General features: G+C 63.9%; 17 protein-coding genes. 8 read left to right on the top strand and 9 right to left on the bottom strand.

The window, feature by feature from the left end:
• The first annotated feature begins 851 nt into the window (after positions 1–851).
• The 3 genes from B4920_RS30610 to B4920_RS30600 are packed head-to-tail and all read left to right on the top strand — an operon-like array spanning position 852 to position 1,844.
• Positions 852–1,205 (top strand): PrpF domain-containing protein, encoded by a 354-nt coding sequence (locus B4920_RS30610; protein ID WP_368664736.1) that lies wholly within the window; start codon positions 852–854, stop codon positions 1,203–1,205.
• On the top strand, positions 1,138–1,350 hold the full coding sequence (locus B4920_RS30605; protein ID WP_254051032.1) for a PrpF domain-containing protein: 213 nt from the start codon (positions 1,138–1,140) through the stop codon (positions 1,348–1,350). The genes B4920_RS30610 and B4920_RS30605 overlap by 68 nt, the downstream gene beginning before the upstream one ends.
• The gene (locus tag B4920_RS30600) at positions 1,284–1,844 is read left to right on the top strand and encodes a PrpF domain-containing protein (RefSeq protein ID WP_254051031.1); all 561 of its coding nucleotides are present in this window, start codon (positions 1,284–1,286) and stop codon (positions 1,842–1,844) included. The genes B4920_RS30605 and B4920_RS30600 overlap by 67 nt, the downstream gene beginning before the upstream one ends.
• A 15-nt stretch (positions 1,845–1,859) precedes the next feature.
• Here B4920_RS30600 and B4920_RS23090 read toward each other — a convergent pair whose 3' ends face one another.
• Positions 1,860–2,903, bottom strand: coding sequence for a DNA-binding protein (locus B4920_RS23090; protein ID WP_079437039.1), 1,044 nt, complete (start codon positions 2,901–2,903; stop codon positions 1,860–1,862).
• A 506-nt stretch (positions 2,904–3,409) separates the two neighbouring features.
• The gene (locus tag B4920_RS23085; RefSeq protein ID WP_079437038.1) at positions 3,410–4,618 is read right to left on the bottom strand and encodes a site-specific integrase; all 1,209 of its coding nucleotides are present in this window, start codon (positions 4,616–4,618) and stop codon (positions 3,410–3,412) included.
• A gap of 197 nt (positions 4,619–4,815) precedes the next feature.
• Here B4920_RS23085 and B4920_RS23080 point away from each other — a divergent pair, with 197 nt between their 5' ends.
• Positions 4,816–5,010 carry a hypothetical protein gene (locus tag B4920_RS23080; RefSeq protein WP_079437037.1) on the top strand — a complete coding sequence of 65 codons (195 nt, stop codon included), beginning with the start codon at positions 4,816–4,818 and terminating at the stop codon, positions 5,008–5,010.
• On the opposite strand, the gene B4920_RS23075 is transcribed toward B4920_RS23080, so the two are convergent.
• From B4920_RS23075 to mltG, 6 genes are read right to left on the bottom strand one after another with little or no spacing between them, the layout of a single operon-like run.
• Positions 5,003–5,656, bottom strand: coding sequence for an ankyrin repeat domain-containing protein (locus B4920_RS23075; protein WP_254051030.1), 654 nt, complete (start codon positions 5,654–5,656; stop codon positions 5,003–5,005). The genes B4920_RS23080 and B4920_RS23075 overlap by 8 nt on opposite strands.
• Positions 5,657–5,685: 29 nt before the next feature.
• Complete coding sequence (locus B4920_RS23070; RefSeq protein ID WP_079437035.1) at positions 5,686–6,459, bottom strand: TatD family hydrolase; 774 nt, start codon at positions 6,457–6,459, stop codon at positions 5,686–5,688.
• Positions 6,460–6,490: 31 nt separating this feature from the next.
• Positions 6,491–6,859: a PilZ domain-containing protein gene (locus tag B4920_RS23065; RefSeq protein WP_079437034.1), complete on the bottom strand. Its 369-nt coding sequence runs from the start codon at positions 6,857–6,859 to the stop codon at positions 6,491–6,493.
• The gene (gene holB, locus B4920_RS23060; RefSeq protein ID WP_079437033.1) at positions 6,856–7,917 is read right to left on the bottom strand and encodes a DNA polymerase III subunit delta'; all 1,062 of its coding nucleotides are present in this window, start codon (positions 7,915–7,917) and stop codon (positions 6,856–6,858) included. The genes B4920_RS23065 and holB overlap by 4 nt, the downstream gene beginning before the upstream one ends.
• Entirely contained in the window at positions 7,914–8,531 is a 618-nt protein-coding gene (tmk, locus tag B4920_RS23055; RefSeq protein ID WP_254051029.1) for a dTMP kinase, read from the bottom strand. The genes holB and tmk overlap by 4 nt, the downstream gene beginning before the upstream one ends.
• Positions 8,528–9,529, bottom strand: a complete 1,002-nt coding sequence (gene mltG / locus B4920_RS23050; protein WP_079437031.1) for an endolytic transglycosylase MltG — start codon at positions 9,527–9,529, stop codon at positions 8,528–8,530. The genes tmk and mltG overlap by 4 nt, the downstream gene beginning before the upstream one ends.
• 173 nt (positions 9,530–9,702) lie before the next feature.
• Between mltG and B4920_RS23045 the strand changes: the two genes are divergently transcribed.
• From B4920_RS23045 to mfd, 4 genes are read left to right on the top strand one after another with little or no spacing between them, the layout of a single operon-like run.
• The gene (locus tag B4920_RS23045) at positions 9,703–10,734 is read left to right on the top strand and encodes a folate-binding protein YgfZ (RefSeq protein ID WP_079437030.1); all 1,032 of its coding nucleotides are present in this window, start codon (positions 9,703–9,705) and stop codon (positions 10,732–10,734) included.
• A gap of 9 nt (positions 10,735–10,743) precedes the next feature.
• Positions 10,744–11,034 carry a DUF4936 family protein gene (locus tag B4920_RS23040; protein WP_079437029.1) on the top strand — a complete coding sequence of 97 codons (291 nt, stop codon included), beginning with the start codon at positions 10,744–10,746 and terminating at the stop codon, positions 11,032–11,034.
• Complete coding sequence (locus B4920_RS23035; protein ID WP_079437028.1) at positions 11,025–11,792, top strand: NRDE family protein; 768 nt, start codon at positions 11,025–11,027, stop codon at positions 11,790–11,792. The genes B4920_RS23040 and B4920_RS23035 overlap by 10 nt, the downstream gene beginning before the upstream one ends.
• A 49-nt stretch (positions 11,793–11,841) precedes the next feature.
• Entirely contained in the window at positions 11,842–15,285 is a 3,444-nt protein-coding gene (gene mfd / locus B4920_RS23030) for a transcription-repair coupling factor (protein WP_079437027.1), read from the top strand.
• A gap of 12 nt (positions 15,286–15,297) precedes the next feature.
• On the opposite strand, the gene B4920_RS23025 is transcribed toward mfd, so the two are convergent.
• The gene (locus tag B4920_RS23025; RefSeq protein WP_079437026.1) at positions 15,298–16,110 is read right to left on the bottom strand and encodes a response regulator; all 813 of its coding nucleotides are present in this window, start codon (positions 16,108–16,110) and stop codon (positions 15,298–15,300) included.
• Between the last annotated feature and the right edge of the window lie 98 nt (positions 16,111–16,208).

Here is a 16,208-nt window from a genome sequence, read left to right as displayed (position 1 = left end):
CTTCCATTGGAGCCTAGCGGCCTGGTTGGCACATCGCTAGCGGGGCGCTTGGATAGGCCGCAGAGCGAGTGAAAGATGAAGCCGATGGTCACTTTACCTGTGGCGCCTAACTAAGCTGACACGGGAGCACAGTTACGGCGGCTGGGACGAGGAGGCGCCGGTTCTTGGTGTCATAGAGTTGTAGCCGTGCGAGCACCGGCTTTCTCCGGCTCGCTGCGGACGTTCATCGCAGCTTAACGCGGTCGGCGGCGGTCAGACGGCCTAGATAATGACCAGCCGTCAGTGCGTCGGCACCATCTCAAATGCCCATGCGGAAACGGACTTTGGAAGTAAAGCCTGCGTACAGGTTCAGCGACTAGTTGAACAGGCTTTAGTTCCAGGCGAGCTTTTTTGCCTTGGAACTAAACTTAACGCATAGTTGCTAGCCGGGAGCAGATAAGGGTTAGTTCCGGAAATGCATAGAAATTAGTTCGGAGAGCTGTCAGAGCCCGGAGAGACACAAAGCGCTTGAAAGGCAGCGCCGGGATAACCAAGCACCACGTAAATTTACTTCTGAAAATTACTGTTTTCAGAAGTAAATGAAGTATCTCACCGCCTACTTCGGGACGCTCTACATCACCTGCGAGTTCTGATAACTACACGTTCAGCACACTGGCAATCCTGAGCATAGAATACCCCGACGTCCCAATCGAAACTCCTCCTGACTTCTCAATGACTTACTACGATTCAGGCCGCTTACCCCAGCTTCGCATTCCCGCCGTTTTCATGCGCGGCGGTACGAGTAAGGGCGTGTTCTTTCTCTGCTGCGGGTGATCGGCAGTCCCGATCCCTATCGAAAACAGATCGATGGCATGGGTGGCGCCACGTCCAGCACCAGTAAGGTCGTGGTGGCTTCCCGTTCGCCACGTGCCGACAACGATGTGGACTATCTTTTCGGGGCGGTATCGGTCGACAGACCGGTCATCGATTGGTCCGGCAACTGCGGCAATCTCAGTGCCGCCGTGGGGCCATTTGCGATCCACAGCGGACTCGTAGCGGTACCGCCGAACGGTATTGCCACGGTCAGGATCTGGCAGGTAAGCATCCGGCGCCAGATCCTGGCCCGGTTCCGATGGCCGACGGCCAACCGGTCAGTTAATGCTGGATGGCGTGCCATTCCCTGCCGCCGAGGTTTCCCTGAGCTTCACGGATCCGGCCGGGGATGACGGCAGTACCGATGGCGGAGCGCTGTTTCCGACCGGCCTGCCACAACATAAGAACTCGCCGTCCCTGGTGTCGGCGAGATGGCTGCGACGCTCATCAATGCCGGCAATCCGACGATTTTCATCCGCGCGGCCGATCTCGGCCTGACGGGAACCGAGATGCCGGCAGTGGTCAATGCCGACGCGGACCTGCTGGCCCGGGCCGAAACGATCCGGGCCGCCGGCGCGGTGGTGATGGGACTCGCCGAAACCTGTGCGGAAGCCACGGCGAACCGCCCCCATACGCCCAAACTGATGTTGCTCGCCGAACCGGCCGGGTATCTCGCCAGTGACGGACGGCCTGTCGCCGCCGCCGACATTCAGCTGACCGCACGCATCTTCTCCATGGGGCAATTGCATCACGCCATGACGGGTACGGGCGCGGTGGCCTTGGCCGCGGCGGCAGCGATTCCGGGCACACTGCCCCATGCCCTCATGCAGCCCCACCAGGACGGCGAACTGGTCTTCGGTCACCCATCCGGAACACTCAGCATTACCGCCGGGGTCAGCCAAACCGACGGGAGCTGGCGCGTGGATCAGGTCTCGATGAGCCGTACGGCGCGCATCCTGATGGAAGGTTGGGTCAGGATACCCAGGGGCTGACGCCCCCTACTCTTTTCAGGCGCCCTGCTTCTTGAGCTGCCCGATTTCGGCCAGCGCTTCGGCAAGCAGTGTTTCAGCCCGTTGGGCACGGACCGTTTCGGCCAGGCGCACCTCCTCGACCGCACGTGCGCGGGCTTCGGCGGCCGCCACGGCAGACTCCTTGCCGTGTGCGGCCTCGGTGGCCACCTTGAGTTGCGCCTGCAGACGCTCGATCCGGCCTTCGGCCGCTGCGAGGGATGTTTCGATCTGGCGACTCTTCGACAAAGCCTCGCGAAGGGTCGCCTTGGCCTCCTCGGTCTGTTCCCGCAGTTTGCCTTCACGCTCTTCGCGGTTGGCCAACTGCTGACGCATGGCCATGATGTCGCCCAGCTTTTCCTGACGAACCTGGTCGATCTGCTTTACCAGCAGTTCGCGCTCAAGGGCACCGCGATCCTGTTCTTCCTTCAGGGAGGCGCTGTAACGGTCGCGATCGCTCTGCAGCAGCTTGGTCAGTCGCTCGGATTCGGCTGTGAACTTTTGCTCGCGGACCTCTGCCACTTCCTCGAGCATCTTGATCCGGCTATCCAGCACGTCCTTCTGCCGCTGGAATTCCTGTGCCTGGAGGCGCAATTCCGCGATGGTCGCCTCCCCGACACGCAGGGCCTCGTTCAGGGATTCGAGTTGCGCGGCGGCTTGCGCCGCGGATGCATCCTGCTGCTCGATCCGCAGCTCGGCCGCCTGCAGACGGGCACGGTAAGCATCCTGCTCCTGTTCCAGTACCTGACGCTGGGCCGCAAACACCTGCTCGGCGTGATTGAGCGACAGGGACCAGACCTTGGCCATGAAACCATCTGCCGACGAAACAAGTTCATCCGGCATTCCCGGAACGCTGCGCTTGCGGAAGAAGGTCGCACCGGTTTCACGGCGCCACTGGTCGATATAACGCTGGACGACCTCGCTGGACCCCTTGTTGCCGAGCTCCGCATAGACCAGGTTGAATGACGGATTTTCGCCTTGGGCGAGCAATTGAAAGCAGATTTGCTCGACGGCTTCGAAATTGACGCTGCTACTGCGTGCCATGGACTGTTCCCCTCCGCACAAGTACGACCAGATATTAGACAGTCAAGAAGATAACATACGTTACAAACCGTTTACCGTTATATTTATAACGGTATGGCTGTGAGGAATTCATGTGCGGGCGAGTACATAGTCCACTATGGACGTTCGCTTACGTACGCTACGGCGATCACGGCTGAAACCTGCCGCACCGTGGGATGCGGCATGCGTTCGCATTCCATCGGGATTGACCGGGTGGCCCACCTCTTGCCTGCAGGGGATACGTCCCCTCTCGTCGCCCAGGACATACCATGAATCAGTCAAAGCCCACGTTCGAAAAATCATCGAACGGGCACCGGATTCGCTGGGAATACGGTCGGCGCCCATCGGCTGGCTGACCTTGAGCGGATTGACGATCAGCGATTTGTTCGAGCCATAAATACCCGAATGCCGCTGTCCAGCACCTCCCGAAATGCGCGAAACCCACCAGGCGCACCGTTATCCGCGTGCCGCCCGGCAATACGGCCGGACTATTTCTTTCCGGTCCAGGGCAGGCGCTGTTTCTGCGCCTCTTCGTGCCAGCGCTCTTCTTCCTCGTGGATGTAGCGCTGCGTCGTGCGGGCATCCGTATGGCGGGCATCCTTCTGCACGAAGCGCTCATTGATGCCGCTGTCGAGCTTGGCGGTGATGCCGGTATGGCGCCCCCAGTGGGCCGACGCGGCGCGCAGCTTTTCCTTCTTGTGCTCGGCTTCGGGCGGCAAACGTTCCGCCGCGGCACTGAAAATCTGCTTGAGAATCTGGTTCAGGCGGCGGGCAGTGATCGGACTGCCGTTCTTAACCGACACCAGCAGCGGCGTGGTGTCGTCCCGGCGCGGCACGGCGGTGAGTCCCAAGTGCTTGCGGTAGCGGATCAGCGCCTGCAGCATGTCGTCCGCCACCGGCACCTTGGCCTTCTTGCCGCCCTTGCCTACCACATGCCACCACCACAAGCCGCGTTCCTCGCGGAAGCTGTTCATGCGGTGAGATTCCAGTTCGCCGGCGCGGGGCGCCAGCATGTACAGGATGGCGGCGATGAAGCGTGCCCGCTCGTATTCGTCGCGGCCCCGTTCGGCATCCCGCGGCATCGCCTCGATGGCTGACGTCACCGCATCCCACATCTGCTGGTCGAGAAAGCGCTCGACCTTTTCCATCTCTTCGGTCTGTGCGACTGCCCTCAGCGGACCAGTGACCTCGCCGGACATCTTGCGGCGACGCTGGCGGATCAGGCCCAGCGGGTTACCCTGCAGGTAGCCCGCATCCACGAGGTAGGTCATCAGCGAATTGATGGCCGCCATCGCCGTGAGCACGGCGCTCTCGCTGAGCGGACCGACGAAGGGGCGCCATTTCTCCGAGGTCCGGCTGACCTTGGCGCCGCACCACAGCTCAGCCGGCTGCGGGTCGGCGAGGAAGTTCAGATAACCCTCGAAGTCCTGCCGGTTGAGGCTGGACAAGGGCCGGCCACAGTCCACCAGCGACCACAACAGCAGCCGCTCGCACTCCCGCTGGTAGATCCGGTAGGTGCCCGGCGAACGATCGTACTCGGACAGGAAGCAGCGGATCGCGTCCGCGTCTGTGTTGGCCTGGATCTGCAAGCGTGCCGGGTCGGCGCGGTTGGCGCCGTCGTGGCCATCGAGCCCGGCGGGAACGGTGATCTCGTCCAGCGGACGCAGCGGCACCACGGTGGTGTAGGTGATGGACATGGATAGTGAGATATCCGGCTGGACGCGAACCAGCTCGACAGGACGGACGAAATCAGACTACTGGACTTGCGTACAGCAGTTTGCTGTATATAATCACAGTCGTCGAGAACGCGGTGCCGGATCGAGCAGCTGATCAGCTTCATGTGCATCCGCTCATTCGCCCAGCCGGGCTTCAATATCGTGTTGAGGAGTCGATGATGGAAACCTTGATTTGCCGCATTCTGATGGTCACGGGTGTTTTGGTGGGCGTTCTGCTGGCCGGGGGTTACGGCATACAGGCCGCAGTGCCCGCCCTGCTGGCGCTGGTCGGCGTCGGCGTTTTGCGACAGGTCGCGCCGTCCCTGCCCTGGCGCCTGGATCATAGCCGACGCTACCGCTACCGGGTCAATTGATCTCGATGCGCAACTTGCTGGCCCGAGCCTTCCGTTCGGCCTGAATCAGTTCCACGATATCCGTGTTGCGGTTCTTGCCCGCCCAGCTTTCGGCGCTTTCATTCTGGTCGTTTTTCCAGTCGATGTTCGCGCCTGCTTTCAGCAGCGCGCGCACGACATCTTCGTGCCCGTTGCGGGCCGCAAACATCAGCGGCGTCGTCTGATTGGGTGCCAGCACATTGGGATTGGCGCCCTTTTCAAGCAGCAGGCTGACGATGGACAGGCGGCCCTCGAAGGCGGCGTACAGCAATGGATTCCAGCCTGAGTGGTCGAACGCGGCGCCGGCTTCAAGCAGTTGGTGGGCAATGTCGGTCAGGCCGCGCAGACTGGCCAGCATCAGGGCACTGTCACCCGCACTGTTGCGCGCATTCAGCTTGATCCCCCGCTGCTTGAGCAGTTCGGCTACAACCTTGGGCTGCCCCTCCCGAGTGGCAAGAATCAGCAAGGTGTTACCGTTGGGGTCGGTCGAGTTCACATCCATTCCCCGCTTCACCAGTTGCGCCACTTCCGCAGCGTCGCCGACCTTGGCGGCATTGAGCAGATCGTCCAGGGAGGCCGCGCTGGCCGGGGAGCATAACTGGAGGCCGATCAGACAGGCGCCCAGCACACGCAGACTACGAAGCTTGAGAGCAGATTTCATGACGGCTGCGCGTCCTTGAAGAGCCGGAAGAAGTTCTGGGTCGTTCGCTCTGCGATGGCGGCCAGCGTTTCACCGCGCGCCGCCGCAACGGCTTCCGCGACATGACGGACATAGGCGGGCTGGTTGGTCTTGCCCCGATACGGTACTGGCGCCAGGTAGGGAGCGTCGGTTTCCACCAGAAGGCGCTCGGCAGGCACGTAACGCGCCACATCCCGCAGGGCTTCGGCGTTCTTGAAGCTGACGATGCCGGAGAAGGAAATATGGAAACCCAGGTCAAGGGCCTGCTCGGCGACCTCGCGGGTTTCCGTAAAACAGTGCATCACGCCACCGGCGGACCCGGCATCTTCCTCGCGCATCAGGCGGATGGTGTCGGCTGCCGAATCGCGGGTGTGGATGATCAGCGGCTTGGCGCTACGGCGGGCGGCGCGGATGTGGGTACGAAAACGCACCCGTTGCCATTCAGGTGCGTCCTTGTGCCAGTAGTAGTCGAGCCCGGTCTCGCCGATCGCCACCACCTTGGGATGGGCAGCCAGAGCCAGCAGACGTTCCTCGTCCGGCTCCTCGCAGTCGGCGTTGTCCGGGTGCACCCCGACTGACGCGAACACATTGGCGTGGCGTTCCGCCAGCGCCAGGATGCCCGGCAGAGTTTCAAGCTTCACGCTGACGCACAGGGCGTGAGTGACACCGTTGTCGACCATGCGGGCCAGCACCCCGGCTTCATCTTCGATCAGGTCGGGGAAATCGATATGACAGTGGGAATCAACAAGCATTACGAGGCAATGAGAAGTGGAACCAAGCAGTTCAAATCGTGTGGGTGGGTCGCGACGAGCCCAGGTGGCCCGCCAGAATCTGTTCGATCCGGTTACGCAACACGTGGCCGGCCTCATCCTCGCTGAACTTGACGCCGATGCCCTGGGTCTTGTTCCCCTGGGCACCTGCCGGCGTCTGCCAGACGACAGTGCCGGCCACTGGATGTTTGGTCGGGTCGTCCATGATCTGCAGCAGCATGAAGATCTCGTCGCCCAGCTTGTATTCCCGAGCCGTGGGTACAAAGATCCCGCCATTCTTGATGAAAGGCATGTAGGCGGCGTACAGCGCCGACTTCGAGCTGATGTTCAGGGACAGGACGCTGGGCCGGGCCTGTGCCGGCCGCCTCACGGGTTCATTCATCGGCGCACCGTCGTAGCGGTCGCCTGAATACTCCGGGCATACCGCAGAAGCATGTCTTCGAGAAAGAGCCGCGCGTTGAGCGGATGTTGCGCCACACGTCGCGACTGGGTGATGTCATTGTAACAGCCGAGGGCCGTATTCACGGACAGCCTATCCGCGATGGCCTGCAACGCACTCAGCCGGGTCGGGAAGAAACGCACCGGCCCGCCGAGGCGGAGGCTGACCAGGTCGGCGACCCAACGCTGCATCCAACCGGTCAGGGTCGCCATGTCCAGCCCACTGGACTGGGCATCCTTGCTCTTCAGCCAACTGTCCCACTCCCCCGCCAGCCTCAAGGGCGCCTTGGCCGGCATGGCGCTCACGTCGGCAACGAAACGCCGCAAGGCCGCCGCGCCGCCGCCTTCCGCCAGCTCCGACGCTGCCAGCGGCATGCCGCCAGAAAACGCGAGCAGCGCTTCGGCATCGGCGACCTGCCGTTCGGCCAGCCAGCGGGCGGCCGCCATGGCCGGCGGACGAGAGAACGCCCAGGTCTGGCAACGACTGCGGATGGTCGGCAGCAGGCGCTTGGGGGACGAGGAGACGAGCAGGAACTGTACGTTGGTGGTCGGCTCCTCCAGCAGCTTGAGCAACGCGTTGGCGGTGAACACGTTCATCGCCTCGGCAGGATCGACGATGACGACCCGCTGGCTGCCCCGGTGTCCGCCGGTGGTCAGCACCTGCTGCAGATCGCGGATCTGCTCGATGACGATCTGACGGCTGGCCGCCTTGCCTCCCTCCGGCTTCTCGGCGGCGCCTTCGCCGCGCTCCTCCTGGTCGGCCTCCGGCACCACGCGCAGCAGGTCCGGGTGATTGCCGGCCTGACGCCACAGACAGTCCTCGCAAACGCCGCAGGCGTGGCCGTCGGGCCCCGGACTGGCGCACAGCACACGGGCTGCCAGCGCTTCGGCAAAGACGCGTTTGCCGCCGCCGGCCGGGCCGGCAAACAGCAGCGCATGGGGCATGCGTTCAGCCCGATCCACTGCCCGCTGCCACAGGGGCGCCTGCCATTCGAAGATCATTGGAAGCAGTTCCGCAGGAGGATGTCCGCCACCTCGGCACGGATGGTTTCCGGATCGTTGCCGGCATCCACCACCTTAACGCGTTGCGCCGCCGCCGCGGCGCGCCTGAGATAGGCATTGCGCACGCGGGCAAAGAAATCGGCCTGTTCCCGCTCGAAACGGTCGGGCGCATTGCCGGTGCCGGCGAGACGCTGGGCCGCGACCTTCGGGTCAAGGTCGAAGATCAGCGTGAGATCAGGCTGCAGGTGGGGATGCACCCATTGCTCCAGGGCCGCAAAACGGCTTTCGTCCAGCCCGCGTCCGCCGACCTGGTAGGCGTAGGTCGCATCGGTGAAGCGGTCCGACACCACCCACTTGCCAGCAGCGAGGGCTGGCTCGATGCGCTGTGCCAGATGTTCCCGACGTGCCGCGAACATCAGCAGCGCCTCGGTTTCCAGGTGCATCGATTCGTGCAGCACGATCTCGCGCAGCTTCTCGCCGAGCGGCGTGCCGCCCGGCTCGCGGGTCTGTACGACCTCGACGCCGCGGGATTCGATCAATGCGACAGCCGCGGCGATCTGGCTGCTCTTGCCGGCACCGTCGATGCCTTCGAAAGTAATGAAGCGGGATTTCACGGGTTGCGTTTCCGGATGTACTGGGCCACTGCCCGGTTGTGTTCGTCGAGGGTACGCGAGAATGCGCTGGAGCCGTCACCGCGGGCGACAAAATACAGATATCCGGTCTGCGGCGGATGGAGTGCCGCCCGCAGCGCGGCGACACCGGGCATCGCGATCGGCGTCGGCGGTAGCCCGGGCCGGATGTAGGTGTTGTAGGGAGAGTCGCTCTGCAGGTGGTACTTGCGCAGGTTGCCGTCGAAATCCGTCCCGAGCCCGTAGATCACCGTCGGGTCCGTCTGCAGCAGCATGCCGGCCTGCAGGCGGTTGATGAAGACCGAGGCGACCAGTGGCCGATCTTTGGCCTGTCCGGTTTCCTTCTCGATGAGAGATGCCATGATCAGGGCCTGATAGGGGTCCCTGTACGGCAGGCCGTCGGTGCGCTGCTCCCACTCCCGCAGCAGGACCTTCTGCTGTTGCCGATAGGCGCGGCGCAGGATGTCAAGGTCACTGCTGCGCTTGGCGAACAGGTAGGTATCGGGAAAGAACAGTCCTTCGGGATGAGTCGCCGCGGCGCCGATCCGCCGCAGGATCTCCGCATCTCCCAGGCCGGCGCTGTCGTGGCGCAGATCGGGATGACGATCCAGCGCGTTCCTGAACTGGCGGAAACTCCAGCCCTCGATCAGCGGTAGTTCGGCCTGGCTGACGTCACCGCGGGTGAGCTTGTCGAGCAGCCCCCGCGGCGTGACGCCCGTCTCGACCTCATAGCTTCCAGCCTTGATCCCGTTGGCCTGGCGGGTCATTCTGGAAAGGAGGACAAGGGCAAAGGGCTCGACGTCGATACCCGCCTCGACCACTTGGCGGGCTACCTGCTTCATCGGCGAGCCGGGCTCGATGGTGAAATCGAGGGGGCTTTGGCGTAAATGCACCGGCGTGTGTGCGAACCATGCCAATAGCCCGAGGGCACCGACAGCACACAACAGGAGCAGAGCAATCAAACGAAAAAACAGGCGCTTCATCAGGGAACTTGGCGCGTCGGAAACGAACGAATGGAGTGAAGAAAGGAGGATGTCCTGGCAGATTTACGAGGGCTTGATTATTGCTTCAATAGCACTCGGCAACCCCCGTGCGGCAGCGCCCCTATAATAGCGCAAACCGCTTTGAGACTCGTTTTTGCGACAGGACACGACTGATGAACGCAACTTGGCAAAACTATCTGGGCGCGAAAGGCGCGAGTTTTTCTGACTTCTCCGTCAAGTTCCATGATGACGAACGGCAGGATGTGGCACTTGCCGCCCAGGGTACCGTGGTGGTGCCGCTGCATCACCTCGGCGCAATCCGCGCCAGTGGAGAGGACGCCAGCGTGCTGCTCCACAACCTCTTCTCCAACGACGTGAAGAAGCTCGGCCCCAACGAAGCCCAGCTCACCAGCTTCAACAGCCCGAAGGGGCGCATGCTCGCCAACCTCCTGCTGTGGCGGGAAGGCAGTGACTACCTGCTGGCCTTGTCCGCAGACATTCACGCAGCGATGCTGAAGAAGCTGTCCATGTTCATCCTGCGCTCCAAGGTGCGCCTGATGGATGACAGCGGCGACAGCGTGCTGATCGGCCTGGCCGGCCCGCAGGCGGGTGCCGCGCTCGAAGCCGCCGGACTGCACATTCCCGGTGCACCGCGGGCTACTGCCTCCGGCGTCGCAACGGTCGTACGCCTGGATGGCGCGCGCTTCATCGTGTCGGCGCCGCTTTCCGAGGCCGCGGGGCTGTGGGACAAGTTCGTCGCGGCCGGCGCCGTGCCGGCCGGCTCGGCAGCCTGGCAATGGATCGACATCAGCGAAGGCTTGCCCACCGTGACCCAGCCGATCCAGGAGGAGTTCGTCGCCCAGATGCTCAACTACGAGCTGATCGGCGGCGTGAGCTTCAACAAGGGCTGCTACCCGGGCCAGGAAATCGTTGCCCGCACCCACTATCTCGGCAAGCTGAAGAAGCGGATGTTCCGCGTACATACGGAAACCGAAGCACCGCCGGCCGCCGGTACCGATGTCTACTCCCCCGAGTTCGGCGACCAGTCGGCCGGCAAGGTGGTCATCGCGGCACCGGCACCCGACAACGGTTACGACGCACTGGTGGTGCTGCAAACGTCCAGCGCCGAATCGACCGAAGTACATCTCGGCTCACCGACCGGCCCGACCGTCCAGTTCCTTCCGCTGCCCTACGCCCTGCCCTGAGTCCGCTCCTTGTCCCTGTCCCATTACTACATCTACTACCCGGTGCGGATCGGCGCCGAAGCCGATCTTGCCCGGGTCCTGCAACTGCTGCAAGCCGACGTTCGCCGGGAAACCGGCATTGCCGGGCGCTTCCTGCGCAAGGCCGATGACCCCTGGACGTGGATGGAGATCTACGAAGATGTCCCGGCAGTACCGGAGTTCGAAGCCAGCCTCGAGCGTGCCGTCGAGCGCCACACGCTGAACCGTTTCATTGCGGATGGCGGTCGCCGTCACATCGAGCGTTTCGTTCCATGTGCCTGATCCTGCTGGCCTGGCAGGTCCACCCGGACTATCCGCTGGTGGTGGCGGCCAATCGGGACGAGTTCTTCGCCCGCCCGGCGGCCCCAGCCGCATGGTGGGACGAACGGCCCACGGTTTTTGCCGGACGGGATCTCGAAGCCGGTGGCACCTGGCTCGGTGTTTCCCGCGACGGACGCTTCGCCGGCCTGACCAACTTCCGTGACCCCCAACGCCAGAAGGATGGGCGGCCGTCCCGCGGCCAGCTGGTATCGGACTTTCTCGCCGGCGATGAAAGTACCGCGACAGCCCTTGACCGCTTACTCCACGAGGGCCCCCGCTACAACGCCTTCAACCTGCTCGTTTCCGACGGCAACGCCCTCGGCATCTATGAGAGTGCCAGCGGCTCCGCACACATTCTTCCGCCGGGACTCTACGCGCTCTCCAATCACCTGCTCGACACGCCGTGGCCCAAGGTCGTGGCTGGCAAATCCCGCCTCGGCAAGGCACTTGGCGCACTGCCGGACACCGCTCCACTCGAGGTCCTGCTGCGCGACGACCGGCCGGCGGCCGACAACGAGCTACCCCGTACCGGCGTGAGCCTGGCCTGGGAGCGCATGCTGTCGAGCGCCTTCATCCGCGCGCCGGGCTACGGCACCCGCTGCTCGACACTGATCCGCCAGGATCGTCACGATGTCGTACAGGTCGTCGAGATCACATGGAACGACGTGGGCATCGAGACCGGCCGGCTCTCCGAAACTTTCCAGATCGCGCGGGCCTGAGCCCCGCGCCTATAATTCGCGTCTTGTTTCTGCTGCAGCACCATTCCGCATGACTGCCTCACCCTCATTCCGCGATCTCCTGCCCGCTTTCGACGCCCATGCCAAGGCCAAGCCCGGCCAGCGCCTGGACCTGCCGGCCTGTACCGGCTCTTCCGACGCACTGGCGATCGCCCGTCTGGCGGGCGGTGGGCGGATGCTGGTGGTGGTGACGGCCAATCCGCTGGATGCCCAGCGCCTGTCGGACGAAATCGCCTGGCTGGCGCCCAGTCTGCGCACCCACCTGCTGCCGGACTGGGAAACCCTGCCCTACGACAGCTTCTCGCCACATCAGGACCTGATCTCCGAGCGGCTGTCCACCCTCTACGCGATCAGCCGCGGCGAGGCCGACATTGCGCTGGTGCCGGCATCCACCGCCCTGTACCGCCTGGCACCGCCGGCCTTCCTGGCCGCCTACACCTTCTTCCTCAAGCAGGGCGAGAAGCTCGACGTGGAGCGCCTGCGCATGCAGATGACGGTAGCCGGCTACGCCCACGTCACCCAGGTCATGTCGCCGGGCGAATACAGCGTGCGCGGCGGCCTGGTCGACCTCTACCCGATGGGCGCTGCCCTGCCCTACCGCATCGACCTGTTCGACGAGGAAGTGGAGAGCATCAAGACCTTCGACCCGGACACCCAGCGCACGGTGTTCCCGGTGAAGGAAGTCCGCCTGCTGCCGGCCCGCGAGTTCCCGATGGACGAGACCGGCCGCACGCGCTTCCGCGGCCGTTTCCGCGAGACCTTCGAAGGCGACCCGTCGCGCAGCCCGATCTACAAGGACGTCTCCCACGGCATCGCGCCGGCCGGCATCGAGTACTACCTTCCGCTGTTCTTCGACGAAACCGCGACCCTCTTCGACTACCTGCCCGGCAACGCGCCGGTGCTGCTCCATCGCAACGTGCCCGGCGCCATCGAGGCCTTCTGGAAGGACGCCCGCAGCCGCCACCAGTTGCTCGGCGGCGACAAGACCCGGCCGATCCTGCCGCCGGACCAGCTGTTCCTGTCGGAAGAAGCCTTTTTCGTGGCGCTCAAGGAGCGCACCCGCCTGGCCCTGCCGGAATCCGGCGGCGACGGGCCAACCCAGGCACTGCCCGACGTGTCCGTGGAACGCAAGGCCAACGATCCGCTGCATCGCCTGAAGGCATTCACCGACGGCTTCCCGGGCCGCGTACTGATCCTCGCCGAATCGGCCGGCCGCCAGCAGACCATCGCGGAATTCTTTGCCGAGTACGGCCTGAAGCCGGCTGCGACGGCCGATTTCGACGCCTTCCTAAGCGGTGATGCCAAGCTGGCTCTGGGCACCGGACCGCTGGCTGCCGGCTTCATCCTGCCGGAAGCGAAGCTGGCCGTCGTCACCGAGTCGGAGCTCTACGCTGCCACCGCCCGTACCCGGACCCGCCGCGACAGCCGCAAGGCGGCCACCGTCGAAGGCTGGCTGCGCGACCTGTCCGAGCTGAAGGAAGGCGACCCGGTCGTCCACTCCAGCCACGGCATCGGTCGTTACATGGGCCTGGTGCACATGGACCTCGGGGAAGGCCAGACCGAGTTCCTGCACCTGGAATACGCCAACGGCGACAAGCTCTACGTACCGGTGTCCCAGCTGCATGTGATCACCCGCTACGCCGGTGCCGACCCGGAGGCGGTCAACCTGCACACCCTTGGCTCCGGCCAGTGGGAAAAGGCCAAGAAGAAGGCCGCCCAGCAGGTCCGCGACACGGCCGCCGAACTGCTCGCGCTGTACGCCCAGCGGGCAGCACGCAAGGGCCACAAGTTCGACTTCAAGCAGCACGACCTGGAGGCTTTCGCCGAAGGCTTCGGCTTCGAGGAAACGCCGGACCAGCTGGCTGCCATCGAAGCCGTCATCGCCGACATGAAGTCCGGCAAGCCGATGGACCGCCTGGTGTGCGGCGACGTGGGCTTCGGCAAGACCGAGGTTGCGCTGCGTGCGGCATTCATTGCGGTGGCCGATGGCAAACAGGTGGTTGTGCTGTGCCCAACAACGCTGCTGGCCGAGCAACACTACCAGACCTTCGCCGACCGCTTCGCCGACTGGCCGATCCGGGTCGCCGAGCTGTCCCGCTTCAAGAGCGCCAAGGAGCAGGCCGAGGCCATCAAGCAGCTCGGCGAGGGCAAGGTGGACATTCTCATCGGCACCCACCGGCTGCTGCAGAAGGACGTCACCTTCAAGCGCCTGGGCCTCGTCATCATCGACGAGGAGCACCGTTTCGGCGTGCGCCAGAAAGAAGGCCTCAAGGCCCTGCGCAGCGAGGTGGACATCCTGACCCTCACCGCCACGCCAATCCCGCGTACGCTGGGCCTGGCCCTGGAGGGCCTGCGGGAGTTCTCGGTGATCGCCACCGCGCCGCAGAAGCGCCTCGCCATCAAGACCTTCGTGCAGCGCCACAGCAAGGGCATCGTCCGCGAGGCGGTGATCCGCGAGTTCAAGCGCGGCGGGCAGGTGTACTTCCTGCACAACGAGGTCGAGACCATTGAGAACATGCGCGAATCCCTCGAGGAGCTGCTGCCCGAGGCGCGCATCGTGATCGGCCATGGCCAGTTGCCGGAGCGCGAGCTGGAGCGCGTGATGCGCGACTTCACGACGCAGAAGGCCAACCTGCTGCTGTGTACGACCATCATCGAGACCGGCATCAACATCCCGACCGCCAACACCATCATCATCAACCGGGCCGACCGCTTCGGCCTGGCCCAGTTGCACCAGCTGCGCGGCCGGGTTGGCCGTTCGCATCACCAGGCCTACGCCTACCTGCTCACCGACGCCCACGCCAAACCGACCGCCCAGGCCCAGAAACGGCTGGAAGCGATCACCATGATGGAAGAGCTGGGTTCCGGCTTTTACCTGGCCATGCAGGATCTGGAGATCCGCGGCGCTGGCGAAGTGCTCGGCGAGAACCAGTCCGGCGAGATGCAGCAGGTCGGCGTCAGCCTGTACACCGAGATGCTCAAGCGCGCGGTGCGCGACCTGCAGCAGGGCAAGGAGCCGGACCTCAGCCAGCCGCTGGAAGTGGTGTCGGAGATCAACCTGCACGCCCCGGCCCTGCTGCCCAACGACTACTGCAGCGACGTGCAGGAACGCCTGACCCTCTACAAGCGCCTCGCCAACTGCGAAACGGAAGACGACCTGCAGGCCCTGCAGGAAGAGCTCATCGACCGCTTCGGCGAGATGCCGCCGCAGGCCCGTGCGTTGCTCGAAACCCACCGCCTGCGCATGCTGGTCAAACCCTTCGACGTGGCCAAGCTCGACGCGTCGGAATCCCAGTTGTCGGTGCAGTTCAACGCCACCGCGCCGATCGACCCGACCAAGGTCATCCTGCTGATGCAGAAGGACCGCAGCGTCCGCATGTCCGGCCCGGACAAACTGGTACGCAAGCTGTCGATGCCGGACATCAAGGCGCGGGTCAAGGCCGCCCGCGATCTACTGGAAGCTGTGAAGGCCTGATCCGTCTCCGGGTCAGTCCGACTCCCGCTGCAGCATGTTGCTGAGCAGGTCGAGCAGCATCTCGGGCTCCAGTGGTTTGTCGCAGATGCCCGACACGCCGGCCTCCTCCACCGCAGCGAGGCGGCCGGCGTCCGATTCGCTGGTCACCATCAGGATCGGCACCGCCTGCTGCCAGCTGCGGGTCCGCACATACTCGACGAATTCGCGCCCGTCCATCTCCGGCATGTTGTAGTCGGTGACGATCAGATCGACCATCGTGTCGGCAAGCAGCGCCATCGCCTCCCGCCCATTGTTCGCCTCGATGAAATGCTGCAGGCCAAGGTTGGACAGGATGCGCCGGATGAATTTGCGCGCATTGGGGCTGTCGTCCACCAGCAGCACGCGCAACTCCTCCAGATCGATGTCGTTATCCAGGTCGCGCCGGGTGCCGAGCAGATCCAGTGTGCGGCTGATTGCCTTGGCCAGCTGGGATGCGTTGAAAGGCTTCGGCAGGATGCCGCACAGGCCGGCCTGACGGACCGGGTCCAGCGCCTGCGGACGGGTTTCGCTGGAAATCAGGATGAAAGCCACGTCTTCCAGGCGCAGATCGGTGCGCATTGCGGCCACCAGCTCCGTTCCCGGCAAGTCCGGCAGATAGAGTGCGCTGAGCACCACGTCAGGCCGTTCCACGCGCATCGTCTCCAGCGCCTCGGCGGCGCTGCCGACGGTGTGCACGTGAGTCAGACCGATTTCCTCGCATTCCCGCTGGATGATCTTGGCCTGCAGGGCCGAGGGTTCGACGAGCAGGAGCCGGGTGCTTTCGAAACGGGAAGAGATGTTCGTCATTGTTCTTGTGCCTAACCAGTGAAGACGGCACTGTTAGCGAACAAAAATGAAAAAAATTGAGGCAAATCCGCTAAAAATGGAGAACGACGGATTCCGGG

It is taken from the genome of Zoogloea sp. LCSB751, from assembly GCF_002028455.1.
GTDB lineage: Bacteria > Pseudomonadota > Gammaproteobacteria > Burkholderiales > Rhodocyclaceae > Zoogloea.
Note: the sequence above shows the minus strand (reverse complement) of the source record. Positions and strands in the feature narration are given on the sequence as shown.